The organism is Undibacterium sp. GW821-FHT11B02, from assembly GCF_058808955.1.
Genome location: NZ_JBXASD010000006.1, coordinates 450,863 through 464,512, shown reverse-complemented (window position 1 = coordinate 464,512; position 13,650 = coordinate 450,863). Strand labels below are relative to the sequence as shown.

The 13,650-nt window shown below is 50.6% G+C and carries 17 protein-coding genes; 10 read left to right on the top strand and 7 right to left on the bottom strand.

Annotated features, from left to right (window positions below; translation table 11 throughout):
- Positions 1 to 13 precede the first annotated feature (13 nt).
- A complete protein-coding gene (gene gatC, locus AC1RVX_RS15670) occupies positions 14 to 322 on the bottom strand; it encodes an Asp-tRNA(Asn)/Glu-tRNA(Gln) amidotransferase subunit GatC (RefSeq protein ID WP_493217520.1) in 309 nt (102 codons plus the stop codon).
- 290 nt (positions 323 to 612) lie between these two features.
- On the opposite strand from gatC, the gene AC1RVX_RS15665 reads away from it, so the two are divergent.
- The 6 genes from AC1RVX_RS15665 (at position 613) to AC1RVX_RS15640 (ending at position 7,735) form a co-directional block, all read left to right on the top strand.
- Positions 613 to 1,656: a rod shape-determining protein gene (locus tag AC1RVX_RS15665; RefSeq protein ID WP_110256286.1), complete on the top strand. Its 1,044-nt coding sequence runs from the start codon at positions 613 to 615 to the stop codon at positions 1,654 to 1,656.
- Between the two features lie 171 nt (positions 1,657 to 1,827).
- A complete protein-coding gene (mreC, locus tag AC1RVX_RS15660; protein ID WP_493217519.1) occupies positions 1,828 to 2,946 on the top strand; it encodes a rod shape-determining protein MreC in 1,119 nt (372 codons plus the stop codon).
- A complete protein-coding gene (gene mreD, locus AC1RVX_RS15655; RefSeq protein WP_493217518.1) occupies positions 2,943 to 3,461 on the top strand; it encodes a rod shape-determining protein MreD in 519 nt (172 codons plus the stop codon). Before mreC ends, mreD begins: the two co-directional genes overlap by 4 nt.
- A 70-nt stretch (positions 3,462 to 3,531) precedes the next feature.
- Entirely contained in the window at positions 3,532 to 5,529 is a 1,998-nt protein-coding gene (mrdA, locus tag AC1RVX_RS15650) for a penicillin-binding protein 2 (protein ID WP_493217517.1), read from the top strand.
- A gap of 2 nt (positions 5,530 to 5,531) precedes the next feature.
- Positions 5,532 to 6,641, top strand: a complete 1,110-nt coding sequence (gene rodA, locus AC1RVX_RS15645; RefSeq protein WP_493217516.1) for a rod shape-determining protein RodA — start codon at positions 5,532 to 5,534, stop codon at positions 6,639 to 6,641.
- Complete coding sequence (locus AC1RVX_RS15640; RefSeq protein ID WP_493217515.1) at positions 6,638 to 7,735, top strand: septal ring lytic transglycosylase RlpA family protein; 1,098 nt, start codon at positions 6,638 to 6,640, stop codon at positions 7,733 to 7,735. The genes rodA and AC1RVX_RS15640 overlap by 4 nt, the downstream gene beginning before the upstream one ends.
- Before the next feature lie 18 nt (positions 7,736 to 7,753).
- Here the strand turns inward: AC1RVX_RS15640 and rsmI are convergent, their stop codons facing one another.
- A complete protein-coding gene (gene rsmI / locus AC1RVX_RS15635; protein WP_493217514.1) occupies positions 7,754 to 8,674 on the bottom strand; it encodes a 16S rRNA (cytidine(1402)-2'-O)-methyltransferase in 921 nt (306 codons plus the stop codon).
- 117 nt (positions 8,675 to 8,791) lie between these two features.
- Here rsmI and AC1RVX_RS15630 point away from each other — a divergent pair, with 117 nt between their 5' ends.
- The 4 genes from AC1RVX_RS15630 to AC1RVX_RS15615 all read left to right on the top strand — a co-directional run bounded on the left by AC1RVX_RS15630 (position 8,792) and on the right by AC1RVX_RS15615 (position 11,322).
- The gene (locus tag AC1RVX_RS15630) at positions 8,792 to 9,190 is read left to right on the top strand and encodes a YraN family protein (protein WP_493217513.1); all 399 of its coding nucleotides are present in this window, start codon (positions 8,792 to 8,794) and stop codon (positions 9,188 to 9,190) included.
- A gap of 181 nt (positions 9,191 to 9,371) precedes the next feature.
- Entirely contained in the window at positions 9,372 to 9,968 is a 597-nt protein-coding gene (locus AC1RVX_RS15625) for a phosphoheptose isomerase (RefSeq protein ID WP_493217512.1), read from the top strand.
- Positions 9,955 to 10,623, top strand: a complete 669-nt coding sequence (locus AC1RVX_RS15620) for a BON domain-containing protein (RefSeq protein ID WP_493217511.1) — start codon at positions 9,955 to 9,957, stop codon at positions 10,621 to 10,623. Before AC1RVX_RS15625 ends, AC1RVX_RS15620 begins: the two co-directional genes overlap by 14 nt.
- Before the next feature lie 159 nt (positions 10,624 to 10,782).
- Positions 10,783 to 11,322, top strand: a complete 540-nt coding sequence (locus AC1RVX_RS15615; RefSeq protein ID WP_493217510.1) for a LemA family protein — start codon at positions 10,783 to 10,785, stop codon at positions 11,320 to 11,322.
- A gap of 38 nt (positions 11,323 to 11,360) precedes the next feature.
- Here the strand turns inward: AC1RVX_RS15615 and AC1RVX_RS15610 are convergent, their stop codons facing one another.
- From AC1RVX_RS15610 to AC1RVX_RS15590, 5 genes are read right to left on the bottom strand one after another with little or no spacing between them, the layout of a single operon-like run.
- Positions 11,361 to 11,786 carry a BLUF domain-containing protein gene (locus AC1RVX_RS15610; protein ID WP_493217509.1) on the bottom strand — a complete coding sequence of 142 codons (426 nt, stop codon included), beginning with the start codon at positions 11,784 to 11,786 and terminating at the stop codon, positions 11,361 to 11,363.
- Between the two features lie 12 nt (positions 11,787 to 11,798).
- Complete coding sequence (gene folE, locus AC1RVX_RS15605) at positions 11,799 to 12,506, bottom strand: GTP cyclohydrolase I (protein WP_493217508.1); 708 nt, start codon at positions 12,504 to 12,506, stop codon at positions 11,799 to 11,801.
- A gap of 25 nt (positions 12,507 to 12,531) precedes the next feature.
- Positions 12,532 to 12,762, bottom strand: coding sequence for a cysteine-rich CWC family protein (locus AC1RVX_RS15600; protein WP_493217507.1), 231 nt, complete (start codon positions 12,760 to 12,762; stop codon positions 12,532 to 12,534).
- Positions 12,759 to 12,983 carry a zf-HC2 domain-containing protein gene (locus tag AC1RVX_RS15595; protein WP_493217506.1) on the bottom strand — a complete coding sequence of 75 codons (225 nt, stop codon included), beginning with the start codon at positions 12,981 to 12,983 and terminating at the stop codon, positions 12,759 to 12,761. Before AC1RVX_RS15595 ends, AC1RVX_RS15600 begins: the two co-directional genes overlap by 4 nt.
- A 13-nt stretch (positions 12,984 to 12,996) precedes the next feature.
- Entirely contained in the window at positions 12,997 to 13,563 is a 567-nt protein-coding gene (locus tag AC1RVX_RS15590; RefSeq protein WP_493217505.1) for a sigma-70 family RNA polymerase sigma factor, read from the bottom strand.
- Between the last annotated feature and the right edge of the window lie 87 nt (positions 13,564 to 13,650).

Sequence of the window (13,650 nt, the reverse complement as noted above, 5' to 3'; positions counted from 1 at the left end):
GTGGGCGCCTGGCTTATTCAGTCTCAATAACCTGAGGTACGAGGTAGAGGCCATCTTGTGTGGCGGGAGCGGGTTTCTGGTAATCTTCGCGGTGGTTGCTTTCGCTGACCACATCTTCACGCAGTCGTAATGCCAGTTCCGGCAACAGCGCTGCAATAGGGTGGCTCAGAGGGGCAACACCAGTGGTATCAACGGCCTTTAATTGCTCTACCAGTGAGAAAATGCCATTCAGTTTTTCCAGTGTGGAGATTTGCTCCGCTTCGGAGGTTTCTATTTTTGCCAAATTGGCAATTCTTTTCACATCTTCGAGTGTCAGCGACATAGTTCAGGGGCGCAAAACTGCGCAAAAATAGTGTCAAAAAATACAAAAAACGATAGTCAACAGAAAGCTGAATTTTAGGTGTTGGTATCGAATAAATTTATACAGATTATAAGGTAGAATGGCGGGTTAATGCCCCAAATGCCTCGCTAAATCCCTTAACTTGCTCAGATAGTCGCTTAGACAGACGATGACAGGCAGGCGACAGGTGAAAAGGCCGGGGTTAAAAATTCGGTAGCGCGTCACTCTCAAAACAGGGCCGTGCCCACAATCAGTTAAATACAGGACAATACATGTTTGGTTTTCTACGCAGTTATTTTTCAAATGATCTGGCGATCGACCTGGGAACAGCCAACACGCTGATTTATGTTCGCAGCCAGGGTATCGTACTCGACGAACCATCCGTGGTGGCAATCCGCCAGGAAGGCGGCCCTAACGGCAAAAAAACCATCCAGGCGGTGGGTAAGGAAGCCAAGCAGATGCTGGGTAAAGTCCCTGGCAATATTGAAGCCATCCGCCCTATGAAAGATGGTGTGATTGCTGACTTTACCGTCACCGAGCAAATGCTCAAGCAATTTATTCGCATGGTGCACGATACCAAATTTTTCAAACCTTCGCCGCGCATCATCATTTGCGTACCTTGCGGTTCTACCCAGGTTGAACGTCGTGCGATTCGTGAATCTGCATTGGGTGCAGGTGCTTCCCAGGTCTACCTGATCGAAGAACCGATGGCGGCTGCGATTGGTGCTGGTTTGCCGGTATCAGAAGCGACCGGTTCCATGGTGGTTGATATCGGTGGCGGTACCACTGAAGTGGGCATTATTTCCCTGGGCGGCATGGTCTATAAAGGTTCTGTTCGTGTCGGTGGTGACAAGTTTGATGAAGCCATCGTCAATTACATCCGCCGCAATTACGGCATGCTGATCGGTGAGCAAACTGCAGAAGCGATCAAGAAGGCAATCGGCTCGGCTTTCCCCGGTTCTGAAGTCAAGGAAATGGAAGTCAAGGGACGCAATCTGTCCGAAGGTATTCCACGTTCTTTCACTATCTCCAGCAATGAAATTTTGGAAGCGCTGACAGACCCGCTGAACAACATTGTGTCTGCCGTTAAAAATGCGTTGGAGCAGACCCCACCAGAACTGGGCGCAGATATTGCTGAAAAAGGCATGATGCTGACCGGTGGCGGCGCACTCTTGCGCGATCTGGACCGCCTGTTGATGGAAGAAACAGGTTTGCCAGTCATCGTGGCAGAAGACCCGCTGACTTGTGTGGTACGTGGTTCTGGCATGGCTCTGGAGCGCATGGATAAACTGGGTTCGATTTTTTCATACGAGTAAACAATCGCATGTGGGGGCGAAGGCAGTTGAAATCTGTTTTGCCTCCTATGTCATTGCCAAGACGTGATAAGAGCTGCTGATACAGTTCTGAACAACTGAAAAAACCTCGATCAGGCTATTTCTGCTTATAAAAACTGGTTAACGCTGGTTATTGAGAATCACCGGTAAAGTATGGATTACAGCCCACCACCACTTTTCAAGCAAGGCGCGTCTGCACGCGTCAGAGTGGTCTTCTTCGCCGTTTTGGCGATTTTTCTTCTGGTTGTTGATTCCCGTCTTAAATCACTGACTTTGGCCAGGCAAGTGCTGGGTACTGTGCTGTATCCTGTGCAGATGATCGCAGTCATGCCGCGCGATACGGTCAAGCGGGTTTCTGATTACTTTGTGTCGGTGACTGCGCTGGAAAAAGAAAACGCCCAATTGCGCCGGCAACAGACACAAAATGCCGATACCCTGCAGCAGACCGGACAATTGCTGGCGGAAAATAACCATTTTCGCAAATTGCTGGAAGCGCGTGAACGCCTGCCTGTCAAATCTGTCATGGCCGAGATTATTTATGACGCCCGCGACCCCTCTACCCGCAAGGTGATTATTGATCGCGGTATCAAGCATGGTGTGGCACTCAGCCAGCCTGTGATTGACGAGCTGGGTGTGGTTGGGCAAGTCACCAGGGTATTTCCATTGACTGCTGAGGTTACCTTGCTGACTGACAAAAATCAGGCTATCCCGGTGCAGATCATCCGCAATGGCTTGCGCAGCGTTGCCTATGGGCGTGGGCAATCCAGTTATCTGGACATGCGTCTGACCGCTAATGCAGATATACAGAATGGTGATCAACTGGTGACTTCCGGTATTGATGGTGTCTATCCTGCCGGTCTGGCAGTCGCCAGAGTGATGCAGGTAGAAAACAAGGCCACCACCACCTTTGAAAATATCCTGTGCATTCCTGCTGCAGGTATTGATCGCAACAAACAGTTATTGGTGCTGATGGTATCCACCGACAATTTGCCACGCCCTGATACCGAAGATGTGCGTGCCAAGAAAGAAAAACTGAATCGCAAGGTGACGCGTGATGCGGCAGCTCCCGTTTCTGATATTCACCCGGTCGATCAGCCTTTCAACCAAGGCATCAAGGACCCGTCCGCTAAAGATACACCGATGAGTCAGGCCAAGGATGCACCAGCTAATCAACCAGGCGACCAGACCAAAGATGCTGTCAAGGATCAACCCGCCAAAACAGCACCAGTCAAAGAAAACTCACCGGTACTCAGCAAGGAGAAAGGACAATGAACAGTCCCCATTACATACTGTTACCAGTTAGCCCAGTCTTCATTGCACTCAGTTTTGCAGTCGCCTTTTTCCTGAATTTTCTGCCCTGGGGTAACTGGATAGGTGTGCCGGATTTCGTTGCTCTGGTATTGGTGTTCTGGACCATTCATCAACCACGCAAGGTAGGTATAGGCGTTGCGTTTGCCATGGGATTGCTGATGGATGTGCATGATTCCATCAATCTTGGTGAAAACGCACTGGCTTACACCTTGCTGTCGTATTTCGCGATCATGATACACAGACGCGTGTTGTGGTTTCATCCGCTCACCCAGTCGCTGCATGTCTTCCCGCTGTTTCTGTTTGCGCAGGTGGTGCAAGTGGTGGTGCGGCTACTGATAGCACCAAACTCCCATTTCGCAGGCTGGACGTATTTCCTCGTCAGTGTGGTGACTACTGCTTTGTGGCCAGTCGCCACCCTGCTGTTGCTGGCACCGCAAAAACGGGCGATTGACAAGGACGATACCCGTCCCATCTAGCCCTGCCATGTTGGCTCTGGCCGGGCCACCAGCAGTATTGCACCTGTAAAGATAGTCCCACGTTGATCCTATGACCGAACTCAAGAACACGGAACGCGAACTACATTATTTCCGCATGCGCCTGCTTTTCATCGGCGTATTTGTGTTCCTGTGCTTTGTTGCATTGATTTCTCGTTTTGTGTGGCTGCAGATTATCAAGCATGATGACTATGCATTGCTGGCAGATGAAAACCGCATCGATATCGTGCCCGTCGTACCCAATCGCGGCTTGATCATGGATCGTAACGGTATTATCCTGGCACGCAATTATTCTGCTTATACGCTGGAAATCACACCGTCGAAAATCCATATGGATCTGGATGTCCTGATTGATCAACTGGCGGCATTGGTCGACATACAACCCAAGCACCGTAAGCGTTTTCGCAAGTTGCTGGAAGATTCCAAAAGCTTTGAAAGCCTGCCCATACGCACCCGTCTGACAGACGAAGAGGTAGCCCGCTTTACGGCGCAACGTTTTCGCTATCCCGGTGTGGATATTCAGGCCCGTCTGTTTCGTCAATATCCTCAGGGTGATTCGGCATCCCATGTCATTGGCTACATCGGTCGCATCAGCCCCAAAGATGCAGAGATTATCGATGAGATGGAAGATGCCGCGAATTACAATGGTACGGACTACATAGGTAAGGAAGGGCTGGAAAAAAGTTACGAAAAAATCTTGCATGGGAACACCGGCTTTGAAGAGGTTGAAGTATCTGCGGGGGGGCGCGCCGTCAGGGTGCTGTCACGATCAGCACCAACTTCAGGAAAAAATCTGATCTTGTCGGTAGATATTGAACTGCAAAAAATTATAGAAGAAGCATTTGGCGAACGCCGCGGCGCACTGGTGGCGATAGAACCGGAAACCGGCGATGTATTGGCATTTGTATCCAAGCCCACCTATGACCCGAATCTGTTTGTAGAAGGTATCGATCAGCAAAGCTGGAATGAATTGAATACCTCAGAAGACAAGCCTTTGCTGAACCGGCCATTGACAGGCGCCTATCCGCCGGGTTCCACCTACAAGCCTTTCATGGCATTGGCCGCGCTGCAATTGGGCAAGCGCACAACGACGCAGGCGATTGCCGATCCGGGTTATTTCACCTTTGGTAACCATACGTTCAAAGACGATAAACCGGGTGGGCATGGCATGGTAGACATGTACCGCTCCATCGTGCAATCCTGTGATACCTATTACTACATGTTGGCGAACGACCTGACCGTGGATGTCATGCATGACTTCATGGCACCGTTTGGTTTTGGTCAAAAGACTGGCATTGACCTGGAGCATGAACGCACTGGTTTGCTGCCTTCCACCGCATGGAAGCGCGCGGCATTCAAAAAGCCAGAGCAAAAACGCTGGGTGTTGGGAGACACCATTTCCCTGGGCATCGGACAGGGGCAGAATACTTTCACCCCTTTGCAAATGGCGCATGCCGTTGCGACTCTGGCCAACAACGGTGTGGTGATGAAACCACATCTGGTCAAAATGACGGAAGATCCCCAGACGCGTCAACGGACTTTGACTGTACCCAAAGAAAGTTACCGCATCCAGCTCAAGCAGGAAAACATCGACTTCATAAAAAATGCCATGGTCGGTGTAACCAAGGAAGGTACATCGGCCAAGGCATTCTTAAATGCCGAATATGTATCCGGCGGTAAGACTGGTACGGCGCAGGTGGTCGGTATCAAGAAGGGTGAAACCTACAACGCCAAACGTGTCACGGCGCGCCATGTGGATCACTCCCTGTATATCGCCTTTGCACCTGCCGACAAACCCAAAATTGCGATTGCGATTATCGTAGAAAACGGTGGTTTTGGTTCCGAAGCGGCAGCCCCTATCGTGCGCAAGGCGCTTGATTATTACCTGTTGGGTAAACGTCCGCAGGACAAGGGGGTCAAAGATCCTTTGCCTGTACCAAAACCTCAAAGCGACATGGCCCTGTACCGTTCCGATGCAGAAATAAAGGCACCTGCCGAACCAGATCCGGGGCCTAAGCCTGGTGGTGAAACCAGTGGCAATAAGGATTGATCATGCAAAAACGCGGCATTAACTGGCACTTTATCCGCTCGCACATTCTGGTATTTGATGCGACGCTGGCGATTTTGATTTTCCTGATCATGTCCATCGGCATTATCACCCTGTACTCGGCTGGCATCGATTTTCCGGGGCGGGTGGAAGACCAAATGAGGAACGTCCTGGTTTCCTTCGTCATCATGTGGATAGTGGCGAATGTGCCACCACAAACTCTGATGCGCTTTGCCATACCTATCTATACTTTTGGTATAGCCCTGTTACTGGCGGTTGCAGTCTTTGGCATGGTTAAAAAAGGGTCAAGGCGCTGGCTGAATGTCGGCATGACCATACAACCTTCCGAGATGATGAAGATCGCCACGCCGCTGATGCTTGCCTGGTATTTCCAGAAGCGTGAAGGGGCTTTGCGCTGGCGTGATTTTGTCGTTGCCGCCATCATATTGGGCATACCAGTGGCCCTGATCGCCAGGCAGCCTGACCTGGGAACGGCCATGCTGGTCATCGCCGCCGGTTTTACCGTGGTGTTTCTGGCAGGGTTGTCCTGGAAATTTTTGCTGTCGTTGGGTGCCGCTGCTGCCTTGATCATCCCGACGGTGGTCTGGCCCATGTTGCATGACTTTCAGCGGGACCGTGTCCTGACCATGCTGGACCCAAACCGGGATCCGCTGGGCAAGGGCTTTCACATTATCCAGTCCACTATTGCAGTCGGGTCAGGTGGTTTGCATGGTAAAGGCTATCTGAAAGGTACTCAGGCCCATCTGGAATTTATACCAGAACATACTACCGATTTTATTTTTGCTGTCTTCTCTGAAGAGTTTGGTTTTGTCGGCAACGTAATACTGGTCAGTCTGTATTTTCTATTGATCATACGCTGTCTGATGATTGCCGCTAACGCACCGACCATGTTTGCGCGTTTGATGGCAGGTGCCGTGACCATGATATTCTTCACCTATGCCTTTGTGAATATGGGCATGGTAAGTGGTATCGTACCGGTGGTGGGCGTACCCTTACCCTTTATGAGTTATGGTGGCACGGCCCTGGTAACATTAGGTATGGGCCTGGGTATCATGATGAGTGTGCAGCGCAACCGTAAGCTGGTGCAAACATGAAAACAGTCTGGACACAAAAAATTCGACAGGGTAGCCTGCTCTCAGCAAGTCTGTTCTTGCTGGCGGCTTGCGGCAGCGCACCAAAACAGCATATCATCATCGCCGATAATCAACGTCCGGCAAGCAGTACCAAGCCAGCAAACGGTAGCCAGACCGCTACCGCACCCAAAGCCAATTCCGGAAAAGGTGCCTATTACAAGGATGACGGCCCTGGTGATAATCCACCAGAAGGGCTGGAAAACACAGTAGACCCGATACCCATGGTCGAAGATTTTTCGCGCTCAGGTAACAAGCCTTATGTGGTATTTGGCAAAACCTATACACCGATTGCAGACAATAGCACCCCCTTTGTTCAGCGAGGGGTCGGTAGCTGGTATGGCAAGAAGTTTCACGGCCAGAAGACATCTTCCGGTGAGTTGTACGACATGTACAAAATTACTGCCGCCCATCCTACTTTGCCAATTCCCTCGTATGCGCGGGTCACCAATTTAAATAACGGCAAACAGATCATTGTACGCATCAATGATCGTGGCCCCTTCCACGCTACCCGTATTATTGATTTGTCCTACACTGCCGCGCTGAAGCTGGATGTCATTGGCAAAGGTAGCACCCAGATCGAAGTGGAACGTCTGCTGCCTGCCGATATAGAAAAAATGGCAGAAAATCGCAAGAACCAGCCGCCAACAAGGCCAGTAACTGTCCTTGCCACGAATATGCCAGCACCTGTGGCAGCAAGGGAGGAAGCAGCCCGGCCAGCAGAAAAAACCACCAGCATGACGATGGAAGAATTGCTGGCTGCGCAAGAAAGCCGACCTGTAGAAAAATTGCCAGCACCAGCAACCACCCCGGTGGCATCTGCTAGCAGCGCTTACTACATTCAGTTTGGTGCCTATGCTATACGGGCCAATGCTGAATCCATTATGGGTCATCTGAAGAGCAGGGCGACCAGTTTGCTGCCGGGTTTTGATATCGTCCAGCAGGGTAGTCTTTACCGTCTGGTCAGCGGGCCATTCAATAGCCGTTCCGAAGCCTATGCCGCGATTGCCCAGGCTAGCGAACTGGGTGTGGGGCGACCTATGGTGGTGCAGCGCTAACCCATGAAGAATGCTGGTTCAGCTTTCTTCAGTATCACCCTGCTTCATTTCCAATGCCAGTTGATACAGGGCATTTTTCTTTTGCCCCGTTAATTGAGCGGCCAGTGATGCAGCCTGTTTGACCGAACATTCTTCCAGCAAGATAGCCAGTACGCGTCGGGCTTCCGTCTGTTGATCATCTTCTGCTGCAGTTGCAGCTTCGATCAGGATCACATATTCCCCTTTTTCACGATGACTGTCAGCTGCCAGCCAGGTGGCAGCTTCGCTTAGTGGGCAACGGTGGATTTCTTCAAAAAGCTTGCTGACTTCACGTGCCAGTACGATACGTCGTGTCGGGCCAAAAGTCGCCAGCATGGCTTGCACCGATTCGATGATGCGGTGTGGTGCCTCATAAAAAATCAGGCTGGCAGGCACATTCATTACTTCACGCAGTATACTCTCGCGCTGACCGGCTTTGGCTGGCAAGAAGCCGACAAAATAAAAACGGTCGTGGATCAAGCCACTGGCTGACAGTGCACTGATGGCCGCTGATGCTCCAGGCAGAGGCGTTACTGGCAAGCCCGCCAGCTTGATGGCATCGACGATTTTAGCGCCGGGATCAGAGACGCCCGGCGTGCCGGCATCCGATACCAGGGCAATGCGTTCCCCAGCCTGCAGGCGTTGCAGGATTTTTTCAGCCACTTCACGTTCATTATGCTGGTGGGCAGCGATCAATGGTTTGCTGATGCCATAGCGCGCCAGCAATTGTGCCGTATTGCGGGTATCTTCACAGGCAATTGCATCGGCCAGTGACAGTAAATGCAGGGCACGTAAAGAAATATCCGCTACGTTTCCAATTGGGGTGGCGACTACATATAATGTACCTGCCGGGTAATTTTGCCGGGTTACTGTTTCTATGATGCTGGCACTTGTGAACAGTGCGTTTTCAGTCGTGGTCATGCGCGCTCGTTCCTGTGCATAGAGAGAAGCTGCTGCAACAGGCTATGGTCCGTAAGATGGGCCGCAGAGCATTGCAACAGTTTAGTTTATTAAATTGATTGTCGGGATTGTACGCCAATGAGACCTACTCTGAACGCTGAACAGCAAGCTGACCAGCAACTGGATGACCGCCGTACCAGCCGTCGCCGCAGTGGTGATGAAGCAGAAAACCAGGCGCTGCTGTATCTGCAAAAGATGGGCTTGAAGCTCGTGATGCAAAATTTTTCCTGTAAAGGCGGAGAAATTGATTTGATTATGCAAGACGGCGCAACACTGGTGTTTGTTGAAGTCCGGAAACGTAGTTCCATGCAATTTGGTGGTGCTATCGCCAGTGTCACACCGGCCAAGCAAAGACGCATGGTGCATGCAGCGCAGGTGTATTTACTGTCAAAAAAATCGCGGTCGGCCTGTCGTTTTGATTTGATTGCGATCGATGGTGACAGCATCAACTGGTTGAAAAATATTATTGTGGCCTGAAAAATTAGAAAAATGACGGCAAGTGCCACGAACATGCAGTAAAACTTTGTTTCTGCCGGATATTTCCAAGGTAAATCTATCTGTTGCTGTGAGTGTTTCCATGCGGCACATCGCTGGCAGCTCTGCCGGATTTGCGATAATTGCTTGGTCAGGCCCGGCCTGCCGTATAATTTGACGCACTATGACAAACCAACGCATATTGGCGCACTTCCAGGAAAGTGCCGAATTAAAAATGAGGGCAGCAGCTGAACTGGCTTTGCCTATTTCGCAAGCCGTGGAACTCATGTTCCTGGCACTGTCTAACGGTAACAAGATACTTGCCTGTGGCAACGGTGGCTCTGCTGCGGATTGCCAGCATTTTGCGGCTGAACTGGTAGGGCGTTTTGAACGTGAACGCCTGCCTTTGCCTGCGATGGCATTGACGACCGATACATCCATACTGACGGCTGTCGCCAATGATTACAGCTTTCAGGAAGTGTTTTCCAAGCAAGTACAGGCATTCGGGCAGTCTGGCGATATCTTGCTGGCTCTTTCCACATCGGGCAATTCTGCCAGTGTGGTGAATGCCGTTAACGCTGCACTTGAACGGGATATGCGTGTGGTTGCGCTGACTGGCAAGGGCGGTGGTGAAATCAGGAATATCCTGACTGAGGCAGATGTGCATATATGCGTACCGCATGAGCGTACTGCACGCATTCAGGAAGTTCATTTATTGGCCATACACTGTTTGTGTGACGGCATAGATGCCGCATTATTCGGAGGTGATGCAGATGAGTAGAAAAAACTGGAGCAAGTTGACCCGTCCTGTGGCGATGGTTAGCCTGTGCTGTGCTGCTGCCATGAGCCTGCAGGGCTGTGTGGAAATGGTCGTCGGCAGTGCAGTAGTCGGAACCTTTGCTGCAACTGATCGCCGCACTTTTGGTGCACAGACTGAAGACAAGGCTATTGTTATCAAAGGCGAGACCCGTATCCCACGTCTGTTGGGGAAAAATGGTCACGTCAACGTCAATTCATTTAACCGTCGCGTCTTGCTGACAGGTGAAGTCGTCGATGAAAATGCCAAGGCAGCGGCGGAGCGCGAAATACTCGCCATAGATGGTGTGGTTTCTGTCATGAATGAATTGCAGGTGACAGGTTTTTCCGACTTTTCTGCGCGCTCCAACGATACCCTGTTGACTACCAAAGTAAAAGCGACGTTTGTCGACAACAAAGAGCTGCAGGCAAATGCCATTAAGGTAGTGACCGAAGCTGGCGTTGTCTATCTGATGGGCCGCGTAACTCAGCGCGAAGGTGGCCTGGCTGCTGATCTGGCCAGCAGCATCAGTGGGGTTCGTAAAGTGGTGAAGGTGTTTGAATACATCAGCGAAACGGAGTGGAAAGAATATCAGACGACACCCAACAAGACGGAAAATAAGACGGAAAACAATAATTAATTGAAATAGAGTGTGCTGACCTAAGTAAGCAAGACCGACATGTTGTCGGTTTTGTTTTTTTGTGGAGGATGCGCAGTATCTTGCTTTAGTGCATGAACACCGCGCTGACAAATCCTCTTGCCCACATGCACCTGCCTTCCATCTTTGACAGGAGAAATCATGTTCACATTGGTATTGCTGGTCGCCGCCGCCCTGCTGGTATTCTGGGTAATCGGCGTCTACAACCGTTTGATCATGGCGCGCAATCATTTCAAGAGTGCGTTTTCGCCAGTTGATATGCACCTTAAACAACGTTATGAACTCATACCAAATCTGGTAGAGGTTGCCAAAGGTTATATGAAGCATGAGCGGGAAACCCTGGAGGCCGTCATCACAGCGCGCAATCTGGCCGTGGCCGCGATTGGCAAGGTCAGCGCAGATCCTTCCAAAGCAAGGGCCGTGCAGCAGTTGGCTGCGGCTGAAGAAGTGTTGATTGCGTCTTTAGGGAAAATGTATGCCTTGTCCCAGTCCTATCCTGATCTCAGGGCCAACCCGCACATGATGCAGTTGAGTGAGGAACTGAGCAGTACGGAAAGCAAGATCGTGTTTTCACGTCAGGCCTACAACGACAGTGTCATGAAGTACAACATCAGCATTGAACAGATGCCTGGTTCGGTGATTGCAAAGATGTTCTTCTTCCGTGAAGGTGCGTTGCTCTAAGCAACCGCACACTATCCATTACCCTAGAGACTGAGTGTTTAAGTACGGCCTACGATGGAAGCGGTTGCCATCAATTCATCGATCAGTGCCAGCAGTATTTTACCCGACATGCGATGTGGTTCCAGCACCGGCAAGGGTGAATATTTCAACAGGATAGAAGGATTGATTTTCCCCATATTGGCCTGACCCATGGTCCAGCCTGAATAACGGCGCTCAAGGATTTCTTCATAGTCCAGCAGTATCACGTCCGTGTGGCGAGGATCGCGCAGGATATGGCCATACAGCGTATTGACCGCATCCCGGCCACCTTCCAGCACCTGCATGAAAACCTGATCGCTGTGGCAAAGTACGCCGGTAATTCCAAATTGTGGATTGTGCAGGCGTGACTGGCTGACGATGGATTGCACTACGTCGCAGATTTTATCGTCGACCGCGCGGCTGGCATAAAGTAGTCGTACTAGCATGGCAAATCCTGGTTAGCGTTTAATCAAAGATAAAAATTCACGACGCAGATTCGCATCCTTGAGGAAGGAACCGTGCATCACACTATTAATCATCGCCGCATCCATGTCCTTGACGCCACGCCAGTGCATGCAAAAGTGATCTGCTTCCATCACCACGGCAAGGCCGTCGGGTTGCATTTTTTCTTGCAGGGTATCGGCCAGTTGCACCACGGCTTCTTCCTGTATCTGCGGGCGGCTCATGACCCATTCGGCGATACGTGCGTATTTTGACAGACCGATCAGGTTTGAATGCTCATTTGGCATGACCCCTATCCAGACCTTGCCGATAATCGGGCAAAGATGATGTGAGCAGGCGCTGCGTACCGTGATCGGGCCGATGATCATCAACTCGTTTAAATGCGAGGCATTCGGGAATTCGGTGACGGAAGGCATGGGCACATAGCGCCCCTTGAATACTTCCTGGATAAACATCTTCGCCACACGTCTGCCAGTATCCTGCGTGTTGTGATCGCTTTCAGTGTCTATCACCAGGCTTTCCAGAACGGCGCGCAATTTTTCTTCCACTTCTGCCTGCAATTCTTCCATTTCGCCAGCTTCGATGAAATGGGCAATATTGTCATTGGCGTGAAAGCGCGTTTTGCTGGCCGTGATGCGCTCACGGATGCGCTGTGAAACAGGGACATTGACAGCTTTGTAAGCGAGGGGTGTATCGTTGGACATGCTGAACTAACCAGATATAAAAGGCTTATGGTAACTGAATTGCCGGATCGGCGTCGTTTGCGCGCCCTGGTGCTTCACGTTCGGCTTTCCATTGTGGCAGGCATTGTGCACAGAAACAACTGGCATCGGCATCCAGTTTGCCACCAGGCAAGGTGCTAAAAGAGATGGGAGGCAAAGCCGTGCACCAGCAAGCTTGCCCCGTCTGGTCAGCCATGGCACAGGTGAATGCAGTTTGGCAACGTGGACAAATACTCATTTGCCATCCTCCTTGTTGCCCGGTTCAGTCGATAACAAGGTCTGTACAGCAGACTGTCGCATGGCTTTGCGCATGAAGGACATTTGCCCATTGAAACTGGTGCAATAATGACATATCGCCAGATGCATTTTCAATTTGCCACGTTCGGACAGGCTCAGGCGCCGGTCCATGCCTTCCGAAATAAGCTGGTGTGCCTGTTTGCAAGCGATAAATAATGACATGTGTTTTCCTCTGCTACTTGTGGCCGAACCAGTTCAGGTCCAGGCATTCGCGCAACCGCAGACGTGCGCGATACAGCACTACCCAAAGATTAGACGTAGTCAGCTCCAATTCCTTACAAATTTCTTCTGTTTCCAGTTCCAGCCATTCGCGCATCATGAAGACCCGTGCAGTTTTGGCAGGCAAATTTTCAAGACAGACTTCCAGTACACGGAAAAAATCTTTTTGTTGTAAAGCTGCCTCAGGCGCATCCCAGCAGGGAGGATTGCCGATGACATGACCATTGGCATTAAATAAACTGTCTATGAGATCGTCTTCGGATTCGTCATCTTTTGTTTCCAGCGGCTTCTCTTTTTTCAGTGTGCGAAGATGATCGATGATCTTGAACTTCAGTATGCCTGTGACGTAAGTACGCAATGAAGAATGACCAGCAAAGCTGTCCGGTTTTTCCAGCACAGCCAATAATGTTTCCTGAACGGCATCTTCGGCAGCACTTTCATTCCGCAGTTGTAATTGTGCAAAGCGGAACAGGCCGGGCCGCAAAGTTTCTAGCTGCTGATGCAGGTCGGTGATGGATGGCATAAGAATGGCATAAGTTTCGTGACTGAATTGAAAAAGCTTTTGCTGCAATTCCTGTAAAATTCGGGTTAGATAAAATAACCTTTTTTC

Coding starts and splice junctions, on each gene's coding strand:
- folE (WP_493217508.1), bottom strand. CDS start 12,506: ATGTCCAACGATACACCCCTCGCTTACAAAGCTGTCAATGTCCCTGTT.
- AC1RVX_RS15595 (WP_493217506.1), bottom strand. CDS start 12,983: ATGTCATTATTTATCGCTTGCAAACAGGCACACCAGCTTATTTCGGAA.
- AC1RVX_RS15600 (WP_493217507.1), bottom strand. CDS start 12,762: ATGAGTATTTGTCCACGTTGCCAAACTGCATTCACCTGTGCCATGGCT.
- mreC (WP_493217519.1), top strand. CDS start 1,828: ATGGATTACAGCCCACCACCACTTTTCAAGCAAGGCGCGTCTGCACGC.
- AC1RVX_RS15665 (WP_110256286.1), top strand. CDS start 613: ATGTTTGGTTTTCTACGCAGTTATTTTTCAAATGATCTGGCGATCGAC.
- mrdA (WP_493217517.1), top strand. CDS start 3,532: ATGACCGAACTCAAGAACACGGAACGCGAACTACATTATTTCCGCATG.
- rsmI (WP_493217514.1), bottom strand. CDS start 8,674: ATGACCACGACTGAAAACGCACTGTTCACAAGTGCCAGCATCATAGAA.
- AC1RVX_RS15620 (WP_493217511.1), top strand. CDS start 9,955: ATGCAGATGAGTAGAAAAAACTGGAGCAAGTTGACCCGTCCTGTGGCG.
- AC1RVX_RS15615 (WP_493217510.1), top strand. CDS start 10,783: ATGTTCACATTGGTATTGCTGGTCGCCGCCGCCCTGCTGGTATTCTGG.
- AC1RVX_RS15625 (WP_493217512.1), top strand. CDS start 9,372: ATGACAAACCAACGCATATTGGCGCACTTCCAGGAAAGTGCCGAATTA.
- AC1RVX_RS15590 (WP_493217505.1), bottom strand. CDS start 13,563: ATGCCATCCATCACCGACCTGCATCAGCAGCTAGAAACTTTGCGGCCC.
- AC1RVX_RS15640 (WP_493217515.1), top strand. CDS start 6,638: ATGAAAACAGTCTGGACACAAAAAATTCGACAGGGTAGCCTGCTCTCA.
- AC1RVX_RS15630 (WP_493217513.1), top strand. CDS start 8,792: ATGAGACCTACTCTGAACGCTGAACAGCAAGCTGACCAGCAACTGGAT.
- rodA (WP_493217516.1), top strand. CDS start 5,532: ATGCAAAAACGCGGCATTAACTGGCACTTTATCCGCTCGCACATTCTG.
- mreD (WP_493217518.1), top strand. CDS start 2,943: ATGAACAGTCCCCATTACATACTGTTACCAGTTAGCCCAGTCTTCATT.
- AC1RVX_RS15610 (WP_493217509.1), bottom strand. CDS start 11,786: ATGCTAGTACGACTACTTTATGCCAGCCGCGCGGTCGACGATAAAATC.
- gatC (WP_493217520.1), bottom strand. CDS start 322: ATGTCGCTGACACTCGAAGATGTGAAAAGAATTGCCAATTTGGCAAAA.